Genomic DNA, 24,363 nt, shown 5'->3' with positions numbered 1-24,363 from the left:
TGTGCTTGTGCCTTGCCGGACCAAAGTCCTAAATATTTTTAACGTTTTACAGTTAAAACCATACTCATATTCCGACCTTCCAACTTTGCCGGCTTCTCAACTGCCGCAACATCCTCCAGAAGTTTTGCAAAATCATCAAGGATATGCTTGCTCTGCTGAACATGCGCCATCTCTCTGCCCCGGAAACGCAATGTAACTTTCACTTTGTTCCCCTTTGTGATGAACTTCTTTGCATTGTTCACCTTTGTATTCAGGTCGTTGGTATCGATATTCGGCGATAAACGCACTTCTTTCACTTCAACAGTCTTCTGCTTCTTCTTTGCTTCTTTTTCTTTTCTTGTCAGCTCGTATTTGTACTTTCCGTAATCAATGATCTTGCATACCGGCGGTTTTGCTGTCGGCGCGATCTTTACAAGATCAAGCTCGGCTTCCTGCGCCAGTTTGTAAGCGTCCCGTGCTGACATAATTCCCAACTGTTCCCCATCTGCGCTGATCAGACGTACTTCTTTGTCTCTGATCTGTTCGTTAATCATTAAATCGCTAATTGTCGTATACCTCCGTCACATGAATTTCCTTCAGGCTCTCAGACGATAAGAACGCTCTTTCACTTTACATTACAATTATCTATGTAAAACAAAAAAATCGAGTGACTATCCACTCGATCATCCAAAATACTTCCGGCAAAATCAACTTTCTTACTTCTGCCGTTACAATGTACTTCTTCAATATCAACCGCAGTCACCTGATTATGCTGCGGTGAGAGCGGATACTCTGCTTTCTTTTTCGCCTCACGCATTAGTTACTTTATCATATACCCTTTTTGATGTCAAGAAGAAATATGATTTTTCTATATTTTTATAGAATTTTCATTTTTTGTTCTTTTTTTCTTTCTTTTATGACAAAGTATGCTATAATAGAGCAATACTTTAACGCAAGAAAGGATTTTGACAAGACATGAAAATGATACACCAATCCACAGCAAATGACAAGTTCAAAAATAAGTGGGGATTTATCATTGCCTGTATCGGCAGCTCCGTGGGAATGGCCAATATCTGGCTTTTTCCTTACCGGATCGGCGAATTCGGCGGAGCCGCTTTCCTGATTCCCTATATCCTCTTCGTTATTTTAATAGGATATACCGGTGTGATCGGCGAGATGGCTTTCGGTCGTTCCATGCAGACCGGTCCCCTCGGGGCTTTTACGAAAGCTTTTCAGATGAAAAAGGAGGGAAGCCGTATCGGGGAGCTGATCGGTCTGATCCCGGTCATCGGTTCTCTCGGAATCGCGATCGGATACAGTGTCGTGATCGGCTGGATCCTCCGCTACCTGTTTTCTTCCATCACAGGCAGCATTGTCCGGACGGAAGACGCAGGCGCTGAATTCGGCGCTCTGGCAAGCAACTTCGGCAGCATTCCATGGCACACGCTCGGACTCGTGATCGTCCTGCTCTGTATGTCTTTCGGGGTAGCAAAGGGAATCGAAAAGATCAACAAATTTATGATGCCGGCATTTTTCGTTTTATTTTTACTGCTGGCAGTACAGGTTGCCAGACTTCCGGGTGCATCCGCAGGTTATGAATATATGTTCCGTCCGGACTGGAGCGCCATGCTCAATCCGAAAACATGGGTCTATGCGATGGGGCAGGCATTCTTCTCCTTATCACTGGCAGGAAGCGGAACGGTCGTGTATGGCAGTTACTTAAATAAAGATGTGGATATTTTAAGCAGTGCAAAAAATGTGGCGATCTTTGATACGCTTGCCGCGATCCTCGCCGGCATTGTGATCATCCCGGCTGTTTTCGCCTACAATATGGCTCCAAACTCCGGACCGGGACTTTTGTTCATCACGATCCCGACTGTCATTCAGAATTTACCGTTTGGCCGTCTCTTCGCCGTGATCTTCTTCCTGGCAGTCCTGTTTGCAGGCGTCACTTCACTTATGAACCTGTTGGAGAGCCCGGTCGAAGCGCTGCAGACCAGATTTCATCTGCCGCGTAAACTGTCCCTTGCCATTGTCGGCATCGTAACTCTCAGCGTCGGTGTCTTCGTGGAGGGTGACCTGTTAAGCGCCTGGATGGACAGCATTTCCATCTATGTCATCCCGCTCGGCGCGCTCCTTGCCGGTATTACGATGTTCTGGGTATGCGGAAGCCGGTTTGCCCGCAATGCGATTCAGGAGGGACGAAAGAAACCGGTCGGCAAGTGGCTGGAACCGATGACAAAATATGTATTTTGCGGCGTAGCCGTCGCCGTATACATTCTCGGTATTTTCTTCGGCGGTATCGGATGATGCCAACCCCGGTCGGTTTCCCCGCACAGATACCGTTGTCAAAGAAGTAATCATGAAAAGAAAAAGACTTTGCTCTTTTGATATAAAAATAAAAATATTGGAGGTTTTCGTTATATGACAAACAACAGAAGTAATTTCACCAGTAAAATCGGATTTATCCTTGCGGCGGCAGGCTCTGCTGTCGGTCTCGGAAACATCTGGCGTTTCCCGTATCTGGTCGCACAGTACGGCGGCGGAACATTTCTGCTCTGCTACATCATACTTGCGGTAACATTCGGTTTCGCTTTGATGACCGCCGAGATCGCATTGGGAAGAAAAACCCGCCTCAGCGCCATCGGAGCGTTCAGCGCCCTGAATAAAAAATACCGTTTCATCGGTGTACTTGCCGCACTCGTTCCGATCCTGATCCTACCATACTACTCTGTGATCGGCGGATGGGTGATCAAGTATTTCACCGTATTTATCAGCGGTCAGACGAAACAGGCTGCAGAAGACACTTATTTTTCAAGTTTTATCGGTCAGACAGGTGAACCGATCTTCTGGTTCGCCCTGTTTATGGTCTTCACTGCAATCGTTGTACTTTTCGGAGTTGAAAAGGGAATCGAAAAAGTCAGCCGGTTTATGATGCCGCTGCTCGTTGTCCTCACCATCGGAATCTCACTCTACGTCCTGACGATCGACGGCGCATGGGAGGGTGTAAAATACTACATCACACCGCACATGTCCGACTTCTCTTTGAAGACGCTTCTCGCAGCAATGGGACAGCTCTTTTATTCCATGTCTCTGGCAATGGGAATTATGATCACTTACGGTTCTTACATGAAACGCAGTACAAATCTGGAACATTCTGTCCGTCAGATCGAGATTTTTGACACCGGTATCGCATTCTTTGCGGGACTGATGATCGTACCGGCTGTCTTTGCATTCTCCGGCGGAAACACGGACGCGCTCAATGCCGGACCGGGACTGATGTTCATCACACTGCCGAAAGTATTTGCATCCATGCCGTTTGGCGCCGTACTCGGAACCGCATTTTTCGTCCTTGTATTTTTTGCCGCAGTGACCTCTTCCATCTCCCTGATGGAAACGATCGTTTCGATTTTGATGGATTATTTCCACTGGAAACGGAAAAAGACCGCGATCATCGTTCTTATATACTGTCTCCTGATGGGAATTCCGTCTTCCCTTGGTTTCGGCGTATGGGATTTCATCCAGCCGCTTGGAATGTCGATCTTAGACGCATGGGATTTCATCAGCAACAGCATTCTGATGCCGATCGTTGCGCTGCTGACTTGTTTCTTTGTCGGATTTGTCATCAAGCCAAAGACGATCATCGACGAGGCGAACGCAGAGGGCGCCAAATTCAAAAGTGTGACTCTGTTTACCGTCGTGATCAAATGGGTAGCCCCGGTGATCCTGATCGCAATCCTGATCAGCTCCGTTTTAAACGCAGCCGGAATCTACACATTATAAAAACAACAAAAAAAGAAACGGATCGGAATTTTTCACATTCCTTTCCGTTTCTTTTCTTTTACTTCTATCACCGCTATTACGACTATCGCTTGTTTCCCATCACAAACACCGCGACGACTCCCGGTCCTGTATGACTGCCGATCACAGTTCCGATGTTATTGATCAGAATATTTTCAATTCCCAGCCTTTCCCGGACCAGTTTCGCTACATACTCTGCATCTTCCTGACAATCGCCATGTGTGATCATGGCAATATCATTGTCCCATCCCTTGATCTGTTCCACTGCCATATCTACGATTTTATTCAGTGATTTTTTACGTCCGCGTTCCTTTCCGACAACCTGCAGCTTTCCGTTCTCATCCATATGAATGATCGGCTTGATCTGAACGACAGATCCGAGAACCGCCGATGCCTTGGAAATCCGTCCTCCGCGGTGCAGATGGAACAAATCGGCCACCGTCACGTTGTGGCAGATATGAAGTTTATTTTCCTCCACCCACTTTGCAGTCTCCTCGATCGTCTTTCCGGATGCTTTCTGCTGAAGTGCTTTATAAAGCAGCAGTCCCTCTCCAAGGCATGCGCAGAGCGTATCGATGATGATGATCTTTGCTTCCGGATATTCCTCTTTTAATTCTTCTCCGGCGATCCGCATACTGTTGTACGTTCCGCTTAAACCGGATGAGAATCCAAGATGAAGCACATCTTTTCCCTCTTTTAAAAATGGTTCCAACTGTGCTCTCGCCTCTTCCGGATTGATCTGTGATGTTGTCGCCATCTTTCCGTCACGGAGCTTTCCGAAAAATTCTTTTGACGACAGTCCCTCCATATCGGTATACGTCTCATTATCAATCGTATATTTCAGGGGAATCACGGGAACTTTGCGCTCTTCCAGCCACTCTTTCGGCAAATCTACCGTGCTGTTTACAGTAATTACATAATCTCTCATTTGTCTTCCCTCCTACTCTCTTCTGACCGTACTATCATACCACTTTTTTCTTTTCAGTTCAAAATTTTTTTGGGAAATATTCCGCTTTCCAAGTAACGTCGGTGTACAAAGGGTCTCAGATCTGCTCTTCACAGACCGATTCCCCCTTATACACCGACGCTGTCAATTCAATTTCACATTCAAATAATTCCGACCGGAAAGTGTTTTGTTAAACGCCAGAAAACATACAACCAGAACACAACCGACCGCAAATCCGGTTCCATTGAAACATGCCGTCAGGATCAGCAGCATCAGCCGCATAAATTTCAATGCATATCCCAGTTCAAAATTAGGCTGGGTATAATTCGCCACCGCAACGAAAGCCATCCCCAGCATGATCTCGGCGTTAAACCAGCCGGAAGACACCGCAAATTCTCCCATCACGAGACCGGCGATCACACTCAGCGGGGTGCTTAACATACTCGGCGTGTTCATCGCAGCAAGCCGAAGTCCATCGATCGAAAGCTCCAACAGGAGAAATTGGAAGATCAGCGGCACATATACCGGCTCCTGCACGACCGTAAATCGGAACATCTCCGGAAGCCATTCCAGATTCTGCATAAAAAGCAGATAGACCGGCGTCAAAAATACCGTGCCGAATGTGATCAGCGCCCGCGAAAATTTCAGATACACACGGGTGATCGTCGGAAAATAATAGTCGTTCGCCTCTTCCACCATATCATAAATCGAAGTCGGCAGGATCATCGCTGACGGGGAATTATCCACTAAAATCACGATTTTCCCCTCTAAAAGACAAGCCGCCGCCGTATCCGGACGCTCGGTAAACTTGAATTTCGGAAACGGGTTGAACCATTTCCGTTTGAACAGCGCTTCCGCAAGACTCTGCTGATTCATTCTGAGATCGTCGATCTGAAGTTTTTCAATCCGGCTGCTCACATTTTTCAATAATTCCGGATCCACCCGGTCTTTCATATAACAGATCGCAATATCCGTTCTCGACGTCTGTCCGGCTTCGGTCATCTCCATGACCAGATTTGCATCCCGGATCCTGCGGCGGAGAAGCGCCGTATTGAACACGATCGTTTCCACAAATCCGTCTCTGGAGCCTCGCAGTGATTTATCCTTGTCCGGTTCGTCCACACTCCGCGCCGGATACGTCCTGCAGTCGATCACAAAACACACTTCATATCCCTCGATAAACAAGCAGGTTGCCCCGGATAGCAGATTCCGGAATACTTCGTCAAAACTTTGAACAAGGTCCACCTCAACATAGGGAATATGCCGTCTGGCAAATGTCGTTCCGTCCTCCGGCATATCCTCCGCTTTCGCACTAAATAAAGAGTCCATGATCTTCAGCATGGACTCGTCTTTTGTAAACCCGTCTATAAAGTAGAACGTCGCCGCCCGCTCTCCGATCTCCATATCCCGCCGCACAATATCAAAACTTTCTTTTACCGGCAGTACTCGTTCCAGATACGCAATATTCTCCTGAAACGAACATCCTACTTTTTTTGTATCTTTTTCAACCATCGAATCTTTCCTTTCTCAAACGGCAGCCGCCATATTTTTGATATAGTTAGATTCTCCGGTCTGTTTGAAAATTATTCCTTTTTTGTTGTGCTTCCGAATCCGCCGTTTCTCACATCCGTCACATCGTCATCCACCGTGATCCCGTATTCCACAAAAATCCCCTGCATAAATCCGTCGCCTTTTTTGATCTCCAGGGTTTTCTCTTCGTTGCTGTCATTGGTGATCTTTGCAAACATATGCCCCTCATTATCCGAGTAAAAATAATCGCTGTCGATGATTCCGACCGTATTGTTTAACTGCAGACGGTATTTGAATCCAAGTCCGCTTCTCGGATAGCATTTCAACACCCATTCCGGTTCCATTTCCACCCGGATTCCCGTCGGGATCTTAATCGTCTCCCCCGGTTTTAACGTCACATCGACCGGTGCGAAAAAATCATAGCCTGCCGATCCGGCTGTCGCACGCCGCGGCAATTTGATCTCTTGATAAATATCTTCCGGGGTTCCGGTCTGCCGGTCGTTTTCTCCAAACGTATCGATCCAGTCTTTTTGAAATTGTTCTTTGCTCACTTTATGAAATTTTGCGATTCTGCGCATATGCATTCTCTCCTGTCTGTATTATTTTTCATGCTCTTTTCTTCGTGTCGGCTTTTATACTTATCCCAGATGCGGCTGGCGGATATTTTCTCTTCCGATCTCCCCCAACGTATAGGTTCCGCACATCTTCATCGTGTCCCTTAACTCCCCGAGCAATTTTTCGGTGAGCGCGGTCACGCCGTCTTTTTGTCCGCCGTAAACTGCCGTCACATACGGTCTCGCTACCAGAACGCCGTCGGCTCCTAACGCCAACGCCTTATACAGATCGACGCCGCTGCGGATTCCTCCGTCCACAAGGATCGTCATGTCCTCTCCCACGGCATCCACAATTTCTGCCAGCACCTCCGCAGTCGCCGGGCACTGATCCTGTACACGTCCGCCATGATTGGAGACAATGATCCCCTGTGCTCCCGCTTCCCTTGCTTTTCTTGCCGCATTGGCAGTCATGATTCCTTTCAAAATAAATGGGATCTCTGCCATCTTCACGATTTCTTTTAATTCCTCCACCGATTTGCTCCCCGCCGGCGGATTCAGATTCTGCAGAAAAGGAAGCCCTGCCGCATCGATATCCATCGCCACCGCAAACGCTCCGCTTGCTTTGACCAGTTCCAGTTTTTCCCGGATCGTCTCCATATCCCATGGTTTAATGGTAGGGATTCCGCTTCCGTTTGCCTTTCGGATCGCCGCCGTCGCTTCGATCATTACATTCGGATCCGTTCCGTCGCCGGTAAATGCCGCAATACCGTTTTGAGCACATCCCTCCACCAGAATCTCATTGTATTCCTGATCGGTATATTTTTCACCGTAGTGCAGCTTCACAGCTCCGACCGGTCCCGCAAACAGAGGTCCCGCAAATGTTTTTCCAAATAATCTCACCTGCGTATCCACCGCTTTCTGCTCACAGAGCGTATCCATGTTCACCCGGATTTCCTGCCATTTTTGATAGTTCCGTACCGCACCGTCTCCGGTTCCTTTCGCTCCGGGTCCCGGCATTGTATTCTTGCATGCGATTCCATTGCATACCGGACACGCCTTGCAGAACGGTCCGATGCAGCTCTTTGCCTGTTGTATTACCTCATGAAAATTCATCTGTTACCACCCTTTCTTAGCGTCGGCGTATTCGTTACACTTCATTGTGCATCGCGTAAAATCCCCGATGCATCCACCGCTTCTATGATCTCCGCAATCTTTTCTTCGTCTGCCACAAGCGCCATCCGCACATAGCCCTCTCCACCTTTGCCGAATGCGCTTCCCGGCGTCACGATCAGTCCGGTCTTCTCCATCAGCTCCATACAAAAATCAAAAGAAGACGGATACCCGTTCGGTATCTTTGCCCACACAAACATCGTTCCGTCGCTGTCTTTGACATTCCATCCGATCCTCCGGAATCCGCCGCACAAAGCCCTGTTTCTCGCTTCGTATTTTTTCCGCTGTTCTTCCACAAAATCATCCGGTCCCGTCAGCGCGGCGATCGCGGCATACTGCACCGGCAGAAAGATCCCATAATCGATCTGAGAGCGGAGGATTTTAAATTTCTCCACGATCTGAGCGTTTCCTACGACAAAAGAAATCCGCGCCCCGGTCAGATTATAAGACTTTGACAGAGAATAAAATTCCACGCCGACTTCTTTCGCCCCCTCAAATGACAAAAAAGATCTTCCCTGTTTTCTCTTAAAAATAATATCGGAATAGGCATTGTCATGTAAGATAATGATCTGATGTTTTTTCGCAAATGCGATCAGTTTCTCATAGAATGAATCCGGGGCGCATACACAGACCGGATTCAATGGGTAAGAAACGATCATATATTTTGTCCGCCGCAAAACTTCTTCCGGGATTCCATCCAGATCCGGCAGATAATCGTTCTCTTCCGTGATCGAATACGTTTCAACCTTAGCGCCTGCCATCACACCGCTCATTGCAAACAACGGGTATCCGGGATCGGGCACAAGGATCGTATCTCCCGGATTACACAGTGCAAGTCCGATATGCGCCATTCCCTCCTGCGATCCGTACACCGACATGATCTCATCGGACTTCAATTCCACGCCAAACCGTTTCCGATAACGGTACTGCACTGCCGCCGTCAGTTCCGGCAGATCTTCCAACGCATATTTATAATTCTCCGGATCTTCACAGGCTTTCTGCATCGCTTTCATAATATGCGGCGCCGGCGGAAAATCCGGCGTACCTATCGAGAGATTATACACGCTGAGTCCCTGTTTTAATAATTCTTCTTTCTTTTCATTCAACATGGCAAATACTCCCGACTGAAAGCCGTTGACCATATCTGAAAATTCTATCTTCTGCATAATAACTGCTCCTTTCACAATTGAAAGCGTCTTTCGATTCTCCCCACGCTCCAACTCTATTAATATAGCAAAATTTGTCAAAGAAATCAAAAGACTTTTCCCAATCACCGCAAAAAAGTTTTTAAATCGTTTTTAAATTACAACACAAATATCGGCAGGACATAAGCCTTACCGCTCACATCCTGCCGATCATTCCTGTTTCACGATTTTTCTGTTTTATAATTTAGAGTTCACGCAGTTTCTTATCCAACATCTCCATTACATCTTTCGGAAGACGTCCGCCGAATTTTTCACTCATCTCACGAATGGAATACCCCAAATACTGGTTCGGGATCGCATTTGCCGGAACAAATTTTCCAAGCACATCTGCCGTCTCCGGATTGTTCTGTAATTCCCGGATCGGAGTATCGATACTGTATTCTTTTTTCAACGACTCCGTCAGTTCATATGTCACGGCATACTCGCCCGGCTTCAGATGGCAGATTCCGTTTTCTACATCTGCGAACATCGGATTTGTTACATCCTTGTATACTTCCTCTCCGGCAAACGGAAGCATCAGATCCGCACTGCATCCGAACGGCACGCTCACCCGAATTGTCGCATGCTTCGGATCTGTCAGTTCCCAGCCGCTCCGGTACATTCCTGCCGGAGAATCGTAAGACGCATCGATCTTGCGCAGCTTCCAGTTCAAAAGCGGTGCAACCGCAATCTTTCGCATTCCCGGAACCGCGTCGATCGTATTGAGCCCGGCAGCATGGCGGAACATCCATTCCAGAACAGATCCGTAAGAATAATGATTCATGCTGTTCATCGAAATACCGGAGATCGTTCCGTCATCCAACAGACTGTTCCAGCGCTCCCATACCGTCGTCGCACCTAATTTTACTTCGTGCAGCCATCCCGGATATTCCTCGTTCAAAAGAAGATCATATGCAAGATCTTCCATTCCGTAGTCAGTCAGCACATTGCAAAGAAGCGGTGTTCCGACAAATCCGGTCTTTAATTTTCTGTTACTGTCTTCAAACAATTTTTTCAATTGTCGTTTTACAAGGTCTTCATTTTCCGACAAATGATATTTCAACGTCAATATCAACGCGGTCTGTGTCTTGATGCAGCATCGTCCGGTTGCGCTGTAATACTCTTTTTTCACAACATCAAACTGTTCTTCGGATAAAGCACGGTATTCTTTTTCTTCCGCTTCCATACCGAGCACTGCCGCCGCATTGGCTACCAGTCCCGCACTGACCGCATAATACAGATTGGCGATAAATTCTTCGTCGGTTGCACCCAATGCCTGCTCCGCACCGCCGACCGGATTATCCAGCGCCAGCCAGTCACCGTAGTGGAATACATAGCGCCATCCGTGATCCGCTCCGTCCACCTTACGGATATAGTCAACCCAGCTTTTCATACTCTCAAACTGGTCTTCCAAAATGCTCTTATCCCCATAGAACAGATACAGATTCCATGGAATGATACAGGACGCATCGCCCCATACGCACGCTGTGCTTTCCACACCGCAGGACGGAACAACATCCGGTACTTTTCCGCCAAGAACACGCTGTTCTTTCGCCATATCATAGAGATATTTTGCATAAAATGTGTAGGTATCTTTCAAGTACGTCGCGGTCGGGGAGAATACCTGCGCGTCTCCGGTCCAGCCCATCCGTTCGTCTCTCTGCGGGCAGTCCGTCGGTACGTCCAGGAAATTCCCCTGCAGTCCCCAGCGCACATTCTCGATCAAACGATTCACAAGATCGTGTCCTGTCGTCATCATTCCGACCGGATCCAGTTCACTGTACAGCGCCAGACCTTTCAGATCCTCTTTTTTCAGGTCTGTGATCCCCTCCACCTTTACATAACGATAACCATAATATGTAAAATGCGGGATCAGCACCTGTTCGCTTCCGTCTGTCACAAAGAAATATTCGGATTTGGCGCTTCGCAGATTGGCATTGTAGAAATTACCCTCCTGAAGAATTTCCCCGGTCTGGATATGGATCTTTGTGCCGGCCGGCGCATGCACGTTCAATGTAAACAATCCGGTAATTTCCTGTCCCAGATCAAAGACCTGTTCTCCCGCCGGCGTATGGATCAATTCCACAGGCTCGAACACTTCATGCACCGTCACCGGAAGACTCATCCGCTCTTCCAGATTTCCTTTCGGCGCTTCACAAAGAGAAGCATGACAGACCGGAACATTTTCCAATGTATCATCCCGATGCTCCCCGTCATACAGATTGGAAAACGTGATCGTACTGCGCCGTACCATCCAGCTCTCGTCCGTACCGATCACGTCTTCCGTTCCGTCTGCATATTCCAGATGCAGCTCTGCGATCAGCTTCCATTCATTTCCGTAAAAACCAACATCCTCTTTTGCCGTAAACCCGAATCTCGCCTTATACCAGCCGTTTCCGAGCAGCACGGATAATGTTCCGGAATGCTTCATCTGTTCCGTCACATCATAGGTCTGATACTGCACCCATTCGTTGTAATCATTGCTGTATGGTGTGAAATATTCGTTTCCGATTCGTTCCCCATTATAAAATGCTTCGTAAAGTCCCAGACCGGAAATGTAAAGTCTCGCCTTTGCAACTTCTTTTCCCTCTGCCGGACCGATTTCCTTTTCAAAATACGGATGCCGCTTTTCGGTACTGTCACAGGTGATCCATTTTCCAACCCAGTTTTCTTCTCGTTTTGCAGTCTCAAACCACTGCACATCGCTGACCGCCTGTTCCCCCGCATCGCTTTCCACTGCCACAGTCCAATAATACCGTGTGCGCGGTTTCAACTCCATTTTCACCGGAAAAGCCAGGCTGTCCGCCTCTTTATCCCATCCGGAATCATATAAAATCCCCTCCATTTCCGCATCGGAAGCGATCCGGATCCTGGCAGCACTCTGACGCGTTCCTTTTGCCTCTTTCACTTTCCACGAAAATACCGTGCGCTCCATACGAAATCCCAACGGATTGGTCAGATGATTGACCTTTGTATCATAAATCTGCATAGTTTGCTCCTCCTTTATACCTGATTTCCTAATTCTTCATTATAAAACATCGCCCAATATTGTATATCTCTATATTCGCGAAAATATATAAAATTTAGCGACTTTATCATCTCTTCATAAAAAATCCCGACAGTACCTAGGCACCGTCGGAATTTTTTCTATTCCACAACCACTCTGACGCGGTCGACATTTTTTATCTGTGTAAACGGTTCGCTCCTATCACCGTCTCGCTGAGATTTGACACGCACTGCAACGAAATAAGTTCCCGGTTTTGCAAATACATGTTCCGCCTTTGCAGTACCGCATTTTCCATGATCTGTCAGTTCAAATTCCCCTTTATACGGATAATCGGTTTCTCCCTCGAAGCTCCACTCTACATACGTCAGTACGCCCGCATCTTTCGGGACTTCCGCCTCGACTGTAAAATGCACACTTTCCCCTGCTTTCACATGCGCGCATTTCATTCCGTTTGCAAGCGCACATGCAACCGGCTGGATTCCGCCGCGGTCATCCGCGGACTCCGGAACTTCCACCGAGCCCACATTCACACGATAATTGCTTGATGGCAACGGTTCGCTCCCTTTTTCCACCCATGCGGCAAGATCCACAAGCGCCTGTTTTAATCCGGGCGCATACGTTGTCACACGAAGCTCATCCACAGAAGCCGCCCGGTCGTCATGCAGAACATTGTCAAAATACCAGAGTCTGCAGTAATCTTTTTCATTTCCGTCATGCACCGATGCGATCTTTCTGCGATACCAGTCCGCCTGCCACGGATATGCCTGTTCGTCCATCATTGACGCCACGATCAGGACTTTCGCCTGAACCAGTCCGTTTTGTTTACATCCCGGTCCGCCGCCGCTGAATCCCGGACCAAGCAGTACTTTCTGCTGCGGATACAGTGGATTGCCGTCCGCATCGCGGAACTGATCCCATGCATGATAGTCAGCTGACGGAACCTGATGACGGTGGTAAGTCTGAACTGCAACGTAATCCGAATTATCCATGTGGATCTCGTCTCCCTGAGAAAGCATTCCCAATGTTTCCGCCAGACTGTCCATTCCGAATCCGTCCGTCAGATAGATGCGGTTCCCGTCAATCCGTCCGAGCTGAAGTCGTCTGCCTTTCGCAGCGCCGGTAAGAAATGTCATGACCGCGCCTTTCACATATGGATCTTCGCCCGGAAATTCCGTTTCCAGTTCCACCCACGGCTCGTCATCCATTTCTTCGGATGCGATCATTTTTCTCCATGCGTCGTTTACGCCGTTTCTCGTGTCGATCTTTTCCTCTAAGATCTGTGCTTTCAATCCAGGTACATTTACCTGTGCGATCTTTCCGTCCAGACAGATCCTGTCTCTTACCGCATTCCCATCCGGATCTGCCCCCAGATATCCCGGTACTTTCCAATAATCTTCAAAATATTGGGGATCCTGCATCTTCACTCCCGGCATCAGCACCGGAAGCGCACCATCATCCAGATCCGCACTGCAGAACCAGCTCTTTAACGGATAGCCAAATAAAGTCGCTTCCCGAAGCGCCGCTGTCTCTTCCTCATTTAATCCCGCATATGGATCCCCGCTTCCGCCGGCGTCCATCGCATCGATGATCTGCGGGATTTTGTGGCGTAAAATCCGCTCCGCATATGCCCGTGTCGTCTGGCAGTTCGGGATCGCATAGGGCGAACCGATCACATAAGGGGCGCCTCCGTCAAATGCATTCGTATTCTCGATACATGAGATCGTCCGGTATCCTCCGCCGCTTCCGCCGTAAACATATCCATAAGGGCGGTGTTCATACCCATATACTTTCTGCGCCATCTCCCGTGAAAATTCTGCCGAAGCGGCGCTGGAACGATGTGTCATCGTACTGTCCCCACTATTGGTAAAAACAGCTTTCGATCCCATATTCGATTCCACATAATATGCGCCGTGCGTCAGACAAAATGCGATCTTGTCATCCTCTCCGGTCATCGGCAGGGATGCCAGTTCCTCATCCGGTCCCGGGAACGGGGATAAATACTGATAAAATCTCCCCTCATACGCTTCTTTTTCCGGAAAGCAGAATGAAAACTTCACATCCGTCCCCTCAAAACCGCCGTGCATATAGCGATACGGCAATTCTCTTCCGTCCTCTAATTTTCTCGTCCGCATCTCATCGATATCGATAAATCCTTGACGGAACTGCGGATCTTTTTTTGCATCATAAATCTCATTCATACCCTATTTCCCCTCTTCTTTTCTGACAGAATATCCTGAAAACGTTGTCGTCTCCGGGATATTCCGTTTCTGATCGATCATTCCTGTTTTATTTCTCTTTTTCCGCAACTGCTGCTCTTCTCGCTTCATTATCCGCTTTGATCTGCGGCATCATTTTATTCAGTTTGTAACCTTTCAATGTCAGAGCAGTCAATAGATACAATATCATCGGAATAATACCATACAGCAGTCGGATCATTGTGATCGCCGCGCTTGGCATATTTGCCGCATCTCCGCTGTATCCGACTGCGGAAAGCAGGATTCCGAGAGCTCCTGTCCCGATTGCCGCGCCGACTTTGCTTGCCAATCCGTTAATACTTCCCATCGTACCGTCCATACGATGGATTCCTTTCCATTCGTTGTAATCTCCACATTCAATCAAAACCAATCCGATCAACATACTTGCCGGAACCGTACCCGCCCCTGTCAAAATGCCTCCGATTGTAAGCAATCCAACATTTCCGCCTGCAATCGCATTTAAAAGATAGCCTGCCGCTGAAATCAAAAAACCAGCGATCATCAGATTGATCGTCGAAAACTTCGCGATCAATTTTGGAAAAATCAACGCGAGAGGCAATACAATAATCTGTGCAGCTGCAAGCACACCCATCAGACCAACATTTCCTACTATATATGTAAAGTAATAAACATTCACACCCATATTCGTCACAAAATTAAAGACGAATGTCATCAGCGCAATGATCAGGATATATTTATTTGTTTTGAGCACGACGCCGATATCTTTTACTTTCAGTTTTTCTCCATCCGCTTTTCCGGTATCTACCGTATATTTTTCTTTTACAAAAATCATACGGAGCAGTCCGATCGCCGTCAACGGAACTGCCAGCATCAGAATCAATTTGCTCCATCCCGAAGCAGAAGTTGCGATCTGTGCCATCAAAGTCGGGAAGATAATATTAAAAATAACTGCTGCCAGCATCGTAATGATACTACCGTAAGAAGTCAGTTTTACAATCTGCTTATCCTTATATGCACGAATCGTATACGGCGTTCCATTCGCTGTTAAAAACGTCATACAGATCGAATTTGCAAGTGCATACATGATGAAGATCCATACGCATTTTACCGTAGTGCTCCATCCGGTCGGACAGGAGAACATCAGCCATGTGCAGAGCCAGAGTCCCACGATAAAGATTTCGTACGGACGCGCTTTTCCCCATTTTGTCTCGGTACGGTCCACGATAAATCCTGCAAACATATCCGTGATTCCGTCCAGCACCTTACTCACCACAAGGATCATGCTCACCATCGCTGCCGGAATCTTTAACGTATCGGTACAATAGATCATCAAAAAGCTGGACACCAACACAAAGATGGCAGTCGAAATCCCCCGGCTGTTCCAGATCAGTAAACCGCCAAGTCCGACTCTGTCATCACGGTCTTTCTTTGTTTTCTTTGCTTCTTCCATTTCCTTTTCTCCTTTCAATTGCCTGTCGCTTTTAAGATGGACTAAGTATAACGCGGTTTCCGTTTGCTTAATGTATCAAATTTGGCGAATCCTTATCTTTTTTCGCCTCACTCTGTTCACATATACAATTATTGTATAGAAACGCTGATTTTTACCCTTTGCTTTATACAAAAAAACTATTCCGAAAGAGCGGCGGCATATTTCCTCTCTCCGGAATAGTTTTTGACGAAATCTTTTTTCGGTTCTCTTCGCGATCTTACGGAAGTTCCAGGTAATCTGCCAGCAGCTCCCGGTCTTCTGCCTCACAGCTGATCCTGCTGTGATCCCAGACGTCTTTCTGTTCCACCAATACAACAAATAAATACTGGGAAAGTACAGACTTCAGGTTCAGCTTGTCTTCTTCTGCCGTCTCCATATATACGTCATGTTTACACTTCTGAACCCGGTCTAAAAAATCTACCAGATTTATATCTTTTTTCAGTTTCACTGCTCTTTTTCCTCCTTCCCCGTTTTTTCCCGATATGCAGCCGGCGTCATACCGACAATCTCATGAAACACTTTGCTGAAATAGTTTCTCGTACCGAACTGCAGGGAATCACTGATCTCCTGAATACTCTTTTTTGTTGTCAGCAATGCGATCTTTGCATATTCGATCCGCGCCTGCTTGATATAATCGGTCACTTTGATTCCCATTTCTTTATAAAATTTCTTTGTAAAATAGTAGGTCGTATATCCCATTTCTTTGGCAATTTCTTCGACAGTCAGCGGACGGAGCACATTCGTCCGGATGTAATCACAACACTGCTGCGTCGTCTTGGAGATCATCGGATTTTCCTTACTCTCGCGCACTTTATGCACAAACTCATCCAACATCAGATTTTTCAGGCTTTTCAGTTTTGTGATCGTCTCGCATTTCTCCGCCTCCGTAATATAACGCATCTCGATCTCTTTTGCCATGGCGACCGGCAGTCCGCCTTCCATCGCCGCCCGGCTGCATAACGCAGTAAAGATCAACACCGAATTTTTTCCGTCCCGGAGCACATCCCCGGTATTGGATGATATTTCCGGCTGATAATTGGATCCCTGTTCCATGATCTGCCTGTAATCCAGATTCCCGTCTTTAACCGCCTGCAGGATCAGCTTTTCGTCCTGCACGACCCGCTCGAGACTATGATATTGTACGGAAGATTCTCTTTCTTCCCCGATCGTCAGACGTCTGGTCGCTTCATCCTGATATATAAAATCCGACGTCTGGATGGGACGGGAAGTCAGCGTATAATGCAGGATCTTTGCGTACTGATTGACCGCCGACATCGAGATCACCGGAACTTCCGCCAGTGTCCGCATCATTTCTCTTCTCATGCGGATCGAATAAGAAGAACTGCGTAACGTCTCTTCAATCTGCCGGATCGAAGTGCGGCTTAAAAACAACGGTCCGATCACCGTCAGGATTCCCTGACCCTCTTCTGCCTGTTCGGCTCGTTCTTTGTTCCGCTCCTTTCCCTCATCCTGCACATATCCGCTCTCTGCCAGCCAGATCATTCCCAACGGATCGCTTAAAATCACCGGACGTGTCCATCCTTTTTCGCTCTCGTATAAAAAGTCCAGACATTTTCCCAATTTTAAAAATGATAAAAATTCCTTTTCATGGACACAGGTTGAAAAAAACATCTCCCCCTTATTCAAAAACACCCATGTTGTCAGGTTGGCGGACGCTTTCACCTGCGCCGCCAGGATCCGAACCCGTATGCCGATCGGATATTCCTCCAGATCATCCATGCCTTGCTCGTAACTCATATGCTCCCACCGCCTTTCCTCCAAAATCATTCAAGTAATAAGCCGTTGCCTCTATCTTTTTCGTGCGAGAATCGCAATTCCCTCTTTTCCCGGAAGCGGGACCTGAACTTCCCCGTTCACCTGCTCCAATACTTTCGTACGCGTCATTTCCCATACGTCGATCACTTCCACATCATACCGGTTTTCTCTCGGCAATACAAACGTCCCGCTGCTCTTTCTGTGTCTTCCGTAATATTTCATATAAACGTCGTCTCCGCAGTTTCCTGCCAACTCCCGCCCCGCGTTTGCCATGCCTCTCGCTTCCTCCCACGGCAATTTCAGCATCAGTTTCACAAACGGTTCCTGACGCATTTCTTCCGGGATCGTCTTTTTCATCTGTTCAAATGATTCTTTCGTGACTTCTTTTCCGCTGAAAGTAAGCGGTCCCGGTAATGATTCCAGAATTTCTCTTAAAAATCCGATCCGTACCGGGCTCTCCCCGACCAGTTTTCCGCCTTTACTCCACCAAAGCACTTCTTCCTCATTCAAATAGGTCTCGCCATGGGTACAATATCCGCCCTGCATGCATACCGTCCAGAAACGGTGCACCAGTTCAAATCCGGAAATATTCCCCCAATCCCACGGAATATTTCCCTCATAACAGCATTCATCGACCATCAACGGTTTTTGAAACTTGGTAATCTGTTCACTCAGGAAATTCAGTTCCGACGTCTGATGACAAATATGTGTTGTGTTCGGATTTGAGAAATCCCATGGACGCACGATCTGATGATTACTCAAAAGATGTCCCCATCCGTCATGGTCATGTAAAAACTGCGCGAAGCACTCCCAGTCTTCCATCTCATAGTCCGTCAGATCATATTCGTTCGCCAGACTCCACCACACATTCGGAAATGCGCCAAGTCTCCTCGTCACATAATCCAGATACACAAGCGCATCCGCTCTTGAGAGTTTGGAAAATCCCCAGTTGTCATACGGATGGAATAAGATCAGATCACATTGGATTCCCATCTCATCCAGCTTCCGGATATGTGACTCTAACCGTTCCCAGAATGGCATACATGGCTTATGAACATCCCATTTTCCATCTGTCTTTTCAAATGCATAACAGGGTGGTTCATTCTGATTGTAGTCATAGTGTTTCGGGAACACACACATTCGGATCTTGTTGAACGGCGCATTCGCCAACGTCTCAAATGTCTCCTGCACCCGTTCATCTTCCTGATGGGAAAAAGCATAGACTGTTGTACCGAACGGATAATACCATGTTCCGTCCGCATAACGAAAATGTGTTTCATACGGCCGTACCATCCCGTGACGGTTTTCTGCCGCCGGACAGCATTCTACTTGCGTATCTTTGCAGATTACTCCGTCCGCATCCTCGATCCTGTATGTATAACTTCCCGCTTCTTCCGGGTAAAATCTCACGATATATGTATTGTCGCCTGCATAGAACCCACGCACAACCTGCTCTTTTCCATTATGAGAAAACAATCCTTTTACGCTGATTTCTACCTGAGAACCTTTTGGCTCTTCTCCTTGGATCTTCACTTCAAATATTTCATACTGTCGCATTTTCACGTCGCTCCTTTTTCCTTTATGCGACCTATTATAACAGCAGAACTATATTTTCGTTATACAGAAAATCGTCTTTTTGTGTTCAATTTATACTTGTTTTCACACATTTGATAACGAGATTTTAGTAAGCGATTTTAAAATATTCCAAATAAGCTTTGTATTTATCCTGTGCGGTCAGACAAGTATCCGTAAGATAGCCTTTTTCATGATCCCATTCTTTCAATCCGCGATAATAGAACATTTTCAGATCATCCTCGATAATAAATGGAACGATATTATATTTCAAACACTCTTTGAACATGATCAGTCTCCCCACTCTCCCACTCCCATCTTGAAACGGATGAATCCGCTCAAATTTCACATGAAAATCCAAAATATCTTCAAAATTCTTTTTCTCTTTTCCATTATATTCTTTCAACAGAATTTTCATTTTCTCAGCGACTTCTTCCGGAAGTGCGGTAGTCATCCCGCCTACTTCATTCGGCATTTTTTTATAATCTCCGACAGCAAACCAGTCTTTTCTGGAATCACTGGTTCCACTCTTCAATGTCAGATGAAGTTCTTTGATCAATTTTTCAGTCAACGCTGTTTTTGCATCGTCTATCATCATATCAATGCACCGGAAATGATTCGCCGTTTCAATCACATCATCCACATTCAGCACCTCATTTTCTACACCGATCGTGTTTGTTTCAAAAATATATCTGGTCTGATCGTGCGTCAAACGACTGCCCTCAATATGATTGGAGTTGTATGTCAGATCAATCTGTGTTTTATGATAAATACCTCCGGGATACTTACTTGCTTTCTCTTCTTGAAGAATCTCCAGCAACGTAACCGGCTGTACTTTCTTTTTATTAGAACGCTCCGGCTTTTCTGCATTTTCGGGAATATTCCAGGTTTTCCCTGTAAGAAATGCGCCGTTCACGCGCCCTTGCGCACAGTAATTTCTCACACTCCGTTCTGACACGTTCCATTTTTTTGCTGTCTCGATCACTGAACAATACCGCATCCGTGTTCCTCCATTCTATGACAAGTCCATGTTTACGCCTTTATAAGATATAGTATACCTCTTTATCGGCAACATATCAACTTTTCGCCAACTCAATCTCGCTCCATTTTTGCCGTAATCGGCATTTTTTATGAATGTAGTATCTTCCAATAATCGTCAAAATAAGAATCACCGGAAGTGCCAAAAGGCACATTCCGGGATTGTAAGCAGTCGCCAAGGTCTCGGGCAAGCCCGGACTTTGGCTCGTCGCCCATGCAAAAAGGCACCGCCCCATACAGGACAATGCCGATTCACTTTCACCCTTTTCGATTATATTTCAGCCATGTATCTGCCAGCACAGGCCAGACTGCCACTTCTTCGGACGGCTCACCGATCCTTGTTTTCTCTCCGGAACGTTCTGTTTCTTTTTTACGCATTCCAAATTCTTTTTTTATCCGCTCCACTGCTTCTTCCGGAAGCGGAAGCACTCCCTCTTCCGCAGCTTTCACCTGACATTTGATCTGCTCGACCGTGTACTGTCCGCCAAAATTTCCATTCGCCCAGTCTTCATTCGCCAAAGACAATCCGTGCTTTCCTTTTGAAAAAACATGATGCGCATACGGCACGCCGTTTGCCTTACATGCTTCCGCAAACAGATAACTGTTTTCCACCGGAACGGTCTCATCTGTCGCCGTCTGCCATAAAAAGCAAGGCGGCGTATCCGGCGTCACATGTTTTTCCAAAGACATATAAGACAACTGTTCTTCCGACGCGTCTTTTCCGAACAGCGATTCAAAAGAGCCTCGATGCGCCTTTTCTCCGGAAGTGATCACCGGATAACTCAAGATCGCGGCATCCGGTCTGTTGAAAATAGCGGAATACTTCGGATTTTCGTCTTTCACATCTTCATAGTGCACACAGACACTTCCGCACAAATGCCCTCCCGCCGAAAAACCACAGATCGTCAGTTCATCTTCTTTCACATGAAATGTCTCGGCATTCGCCCGGATATAGCGGATCGCCCGGGATAAATCTTTCATCGGCTGATCCAGAAGCGGCGCGACACCGAACAGATTCGTTGTGTAAGTGCAGACAAACGTATTATATCCCTTTTTATAGAATTCCAGCGCCACGATCTCTCCCTCCGTAGGAGATACCACACAGTATCCCCCGCCCGGGACAACTAAAATACATGGTCTTTTTTCCGTATCTTCATGAAGATAACCGACAAGATTGGGGATGAATCCAAACGCCACCGGGTAATCATACTCCCCTGTCTCCCAAAGATCATATCGTTCTGAAATCATTGTTTGCCTCCTTAATGTTTTACATTTTCTCCATCCTATCACATATTATTTTCTTTTTCCATGATCTGAACAAATTTTCCGTTCCGATGTTCCATTTGTTCGGTCATTTTCATTCAGCGCTTTCACAACCGCCTCGTACAACGGTCTTGCTTCCGGTGCAGCTCCAAGCAGTTCTGCAAGCGTCATCTGATGTGCCATGGCAAGCATCGGATTATCCGCCATGCCCGGAACCATCTGATTAAACATCTCCACCGCCAGCGGCTGTGCCAGAATTTCTCCCATCGTACTGTCCATGCTGAATCGTTCATATGCCAGATTTGTTGCCGTCTCATATTCGTATTCATATACTCCGGATCCGACGGTGAGCACCTCTTCTTTTTCCGGCAAATGGATCTCCGCCGTTGTATTGACCGGTACTTTTACATAGCCGCAGATTTTTCCGTCCTTGCAGCTCCATTTGCTCTCAATCTGACCATAAATCGATTCAAACGTTACACCTGCTTCTTCGATTCCTTTCATAAACATCGGCTGCACTTTGAATTTTTTATAACCCGGTTTCAACTGGCTCACTCCCGCCACTTTGCGGTACATCCAGTCTCCGATCGAACCATACGCGTAATGATTCAACGAATTCATTCCCGATACGTCAAAACTTCCGTCCGGCATGATCGAATTCCACCGCTCCCAGATTGTCGTCGCTCCCATGTTCACGGCATAAAGCCATGACGGATAATCCTCTTTCATAAAGACCGTCGCCGCCAGCTCATGCTCACCATTTTCGGATAGTGTATGACACAGATACGGCGTTCCGACAAATCCGGTCGCAAGATGGTTTTTGTGATTTTCAATATTTGTTTTTAATGTCTGCAAGATACGTTCCCTGTCTTTTTCTCTTGCCAGATTGAAATACAGAGACAAGATCGCGCCTGTCTGTGTCTCGCTGACGATCCGACCGGTACTCGTATAATATTCCTGACGGAATGCTTCCAATGTCGTATCATATAATTTCTGATAGTTTTCCGTTTCTTCCGCAAATCCGAGCACTTCCGCGGTCTGTCTTACCAGATCTGTCACATATAGATAATAAGCATTTGCGATCATATATTTATCGGTCGCTCCGGTTCTGTCTGCGCTTTCTTCCTTATCCAATGCCAGCCAGTCGCCATACTGGAATCCCGTCTGCCAGAGTCCGTTTGCGCCACACTGACTCTTAATATAATCTACCCATTCATGCATACATTTCCAGTTTTCTTCCAAGATGCCTTTGTCTCCGTACGTCTGATACACGACCCACGGAACGATGACTGCCACATCGCTCCATGCGGAAGAACTGTACGACCCCAAAATATCCGGCACAACATGCGGCACACCTTTTTCAAGTGAAGATTCCGCCGCAACATCCCGCATCCATTTCCGGAAGAACAACGCGGTATTCCTGTTAAAGGACGCCGTCCACGAAAAGATCTGAGCATCTCCTGTCCAGCCGAGACGTTCGTCCCTCTGCGGACAGTCCGTCGGAATATCAAGAAAATTACTTCTCTGTCCCCATGCGATATTACTTTGTAATTGATTGACCTTTTGATTGGAACACTGAAAATCTCCTGACTTTTCCATATCCGAATGCATCACGCAGGCGGTAAACTGATCGAGGCACATATCATCCATTCCCTCTACACAAATATAGCGGAATCCGTGGAATGTAAAATGCGGCAGAAAGACCTGTTCCTCTCCATTACAAATATATGTATCCTCGGATTTTGCCTGACGAAGTGTATCCGGATAAAAATTCCCGTCCTTGTCCAGAACTTCGGCATGACGGATCACGATCTTCTGCCCTTTTTGCCCATGCACTTTCACTTCCGCAAGTCCGGTCAGATTCTGTCCGAAATCGACCAGCTTTTCTCCTTTTGGCGTCACGATCAGCTTCTTTGCCGGAATCCGTTCCGTAATACGGACCGGTTCATTTTCCTGGGCGATCAGAGTGCTTTTGTCAAATTCCATCACCGAAACCGCCCCGGTTCTGATACCGCTCTGCTCACGATCCTGTGCTTCGCCTGCCGTCGTATCGATCGTTTCTCCCATGTAAATCTCACTGTAACGAACCTCTCCCGTCCGAGCGTTCCAGCTTTCATCCGTGCCGATCACCTCTCTTGTGCCGTCCTCATATTCCAGATGGATTTCCGCAAATGCACCGACTCTGTCTCCATACTGGTTTGGCTTACAGTAAAATCCGAGAATTCCCTTATACCAGCCGTTTCCGACCATGATCCCGATCTCATTTTCTTTCCGGAGCATTTCCGTAATATCATAAATTTGATACTGCAGACGATGATGATAACTTGTCCATCCCGGCGTCATCCGATCCGCTCCGATGCGTTCTCCGTTCAAATATGCTTCATAGACACCTCTGGCTGTGGCGTAAATTCTTGCTTTTTTCACATTTCCTTTTGCTGAAAATGTCCTGGAAAAGATCGGGCACGCCGTCTCTTCTTCCGGAAAATCATGTGTGATCATTTTTGCCTGAAATGTCTCCGGCAGCAAAATCCCTGTCTCAAAATACATTTTGCCTGCCGCTGTATTGCCATGATTGTCGGTTGCTTCCACAGATACTTGATAAAGAGTCTCGTCCCGCAGTTCTTCTCCCGCATACGGAATCAGAACAGACTCCTCACTCTCCGCTTTCGTTTCCCAGACGATCTTTTCATCCGCAGTTACTACAATATGATACGACTGCTGTATCGTGTCTCTTTCCCCGGATTCTAACTTCCACGAAAAACGCGGATGTTTCTCTGTGATTCCGATCGGATTCACTCTGTATTCTGTTCGCAGATCATAAAGTTTCATATCGTCGTT

At 47.0% G+C, this 24,363-nt stretch carries 18 protein-coding genes; 2 read left to right on the top strand and 16 right to left on the bottom strand.

Annotation, left to right across the window (positions count from 1 at the left end; translation table 11 throughout):
- Positions 1 to 38: 38 nt before the first annotated feature.
- Together infC and I2H87_RS05475 are read right to left on the bottom strand one after the other, a co-directional pair.
- Positions 39 to 533 carry a translation initiation factor IF-3 gene (infC, locus tag I2H87_RS05480; protein ID WP_009266341.1) on the bottom strand — a complete coding sequence of 165 codons (495 nt, stop codon included), beginning with the start codon at positions 531 to 533 and terminating at the stop codon, positions 39 to 41.
- A gap of 71 nt (positions 534 to 604) precedes the next feature.
- A complete protein-coding gene (locus tag I2H87_RS05475) occupies positions 605 to 796 on the bottom strand; it encodes a hypothetical protein (protein ID WP_044954475.1) in 192 nt (63 codons plus the stop codon).
- Between the two features lie 158 nt (positions 797 to 954).
- Between I2H87_RS05475 and I2H87_RS05470 the strand changes: the two genes are divergently transcribed.
- Positions 955 to 2,289: a sodium-dependent transporter gene (locus tag I2H87_RS05470; RefSeq protein ID WP_195609494.1), complete on the top strand. Its 1,335-nt coding sequence runs from the start codon at positions 955 to 957 to the stop codon at positions 2,287 to 2,289.
- A 114-nt stretch (positions 2,290 to 2,403) separates the two neighbouring features.
- Positions 2,404 to 3,762 (top strand): sodium-dependent transporter, encoded by a 1,359-nt coding sequence (locus I2H87_RS05465; RefSeq protein ID WP_195609493.1) that lies wholly within the window; start codon positions 2,404 to 2,406, stop codon positions 3,760 to 3,762.
- A gap of 82 nt (positions 3,763 to 3,844) precedes the next feature.
- Here the strand turns inward: I2H87_RS05465 and I2H87_RS05460 are convergent, their stop codons facing one another.
- The 14 genes from I2H87_RS05460 to I2H87_RS05395 form a co-directional block, all read right to left on the bottom strand.
- Positions 3,845 to 4,708 carry a DegV family protein gene (locus I2H87_RS05460; RefSeq protein ID WP_009266344.1) on the bottom strand — a complete coding sequence of 288 codons (864 nt, stop codon included), beginning with the start codon at positions 4,706 to 4,708 and terminating at the stop codon, positions 3,845 to 3,847.
- A 162-nt stretch (positions 4,709 to 4,870) separates the two neighbouring features.
- The gene (locus I2H87_RS05455) at positions 4,871 to 6,238 is read right to left on the bottom strand and encodes a spore germination protein (RefSeq protein WP_009266345.1); all 1,368 of its coding nucleotides are present in this window, start codon (positions 6,236 to 6,238) and stop codon (positions 4,871 to 4,873) included.
- Between the two features lie 71 nt (positions 6,239 to 6,309).
- A complete protein-coding gene (locus I2H87_RS05450; RefSeq protein WP_117550217.1) occupies positions 6,310 to 6,834 on the bottom strand; it encodes a dCTP deaminase/dUTPase family protein in 525 nt (174 codons plus the stop codon).
- A 60-nt stretch (positions 6,835 to 6,894) separates the two neighbouring features.
- Entirely contained in the window at positions 6,895 to 7,923 is a 1,029-nt protein-coding gene (locus tag I2H87_RS05445; RefSeq protein ID WP_009266347.1) for an alpha-hydroxy-acid oxidizing protein, read from the bottom strand.
- Between the two features lie 41 nt (positions 7,924 to 7,964).
- Positions 7,965 to 9,146, bottom strand: a complete 1,182-nt coding sequence (locus I2H87_RS05440) for an aminotransferase class I/II-fold pyridoxal phosphate-dependent enzyme (RefSeq protein WP_117550219.1) — start codon at positions 9,144 to 9,146, stop codon at positions 7,965 to 7,967.
- Between the two features lie 223 nt (positions 9,147 to 9,369).
- On the bottom strand, positions 9,370 to 12,153 hold the full coding sequence (locus I2H87_RS05435; RefSeq protein ID WP_195609492.1) for an alpha-L-rhamnosidase: 2,784 nt from the start codon (positions 12,151 to 12,153) through the stop codon (positions 9,370 to 9,372).
- Positions 12,154 to 12,311: 158 nt separating this feature from the next.
- Complete coding sequence (locus I2H87_RS05430) at positions 12,312 to 14,369, bottom strand: hypothetical protein (RefSeq protein ID WP_195609491.1); 2,058 nt, start codon at positions 14,367 to 14,369, stop codon at positions 12,312 to 12,314.
- Between the two features lie 88 nt (positions 14,370 to 14,457).
- Positions 14,458 to 15,837: an MFS transporter gene (locus tag I2H87_RS05425; RefSeq protein WP_243273882.1), complete on the bottom strand. Its 1,380-nt coding sequence runs from the start codon at positions 15,835 to 15,837 to the stop codon at positions 14,458 to 14,460.
- A 256-nt stretch (positions 15,838 to 16,093) separates the two neighbouring features.
- The gene (locus I2H87_RS05420; RefSeq protein ID WP_117550225.1) at positions 16,094 to 16,324 is read right to left on the bottom strand and encodes a hypothetical protein; all 231 of its coding nucleotides are present in this window, start codon (positions 16,322 to 16,324) and stop codon (positions 16,094 to 16,096) included.
- Entirely contained in the window at positions 16,321 to 17,634 is a 1,314-nt protein-coding gene (locus I2H87_RS05415; protein WP_195609490.1) for a helix-turn-helix transcriptional regulator, read from the bottom strand. The genes I2H87_RS05420 and I2H87_RS05415 overlap by 4 nt, the downstream gene beginning before the upstream one ends.
- Positions 17,635 to 17,685: 51 nt before the next feature.
- Positions 17,686 to 19,209: a DUF5060 domain-containing protein gene (locus I2H87_RS05410; RefSeq protein ID WP_195609489.1), complete on the bottom strand. Its 1,524-nt coding sequence runs from the start codon at positions 19,207 to 19,209 to the stop codon at positions 17,686 to 17,688.
- Between the two features lie 124 nt (positions 19,210 to 19,333).
- Positions 19,334 to 20,224, bottom strand: a complete 891-nt coding sequence (locus tag I2H87_RS05405) for a Fic family protein (protein ID WP_195609488.1) — start codon at positions 20,222 to 20,224, stop codon at positions 19,334 to 19,336.
- Between the two features lie 296 nt (positions 20,225 to 20,520).
- Positions 20,521 to 21,510, bottom strand: coding sequence for an alpha/beta hydrolase (locus tag I2H87_RS05400; protein WP_195609487.1), 990 nt, complete (start codon positions 21,508 to 21,510; stop codon positions 20,521 to 20,523).
- Between the two features lie 45 nt (positions 21,511 to 21,555).
- A complete protein-coding gene (locus tag I2H87_RS05395) occupies positions 21,556 to 24,354 on the bottom strand; it encodes a glycoside hydrolase family 78 protein (protein ID WP_195609486.1) in 2,799 nt (932 codons plus the stop codon).
- Between the last annotated feature and the right edge of the window lie 9 nt (positions 24,355 to 24,363).

This window comes from Mediterraneibacter glycyrrhizinilyticus, assembly GCF_015560805.1.
In the GTDB taxonomy this organism is placed as follows: Bacteria; Bacillota; Clostridia; order Lachnospirales; family Lachnospiraceae; genus Schaedlerella; species Schaedlerella glycyrrhizinilytica_A.
The sequence above is the reverse complement of the archived record's forward strand: the minus strand, read 5'-3'. Positions and strand labels throughout refer to the sequence as shown.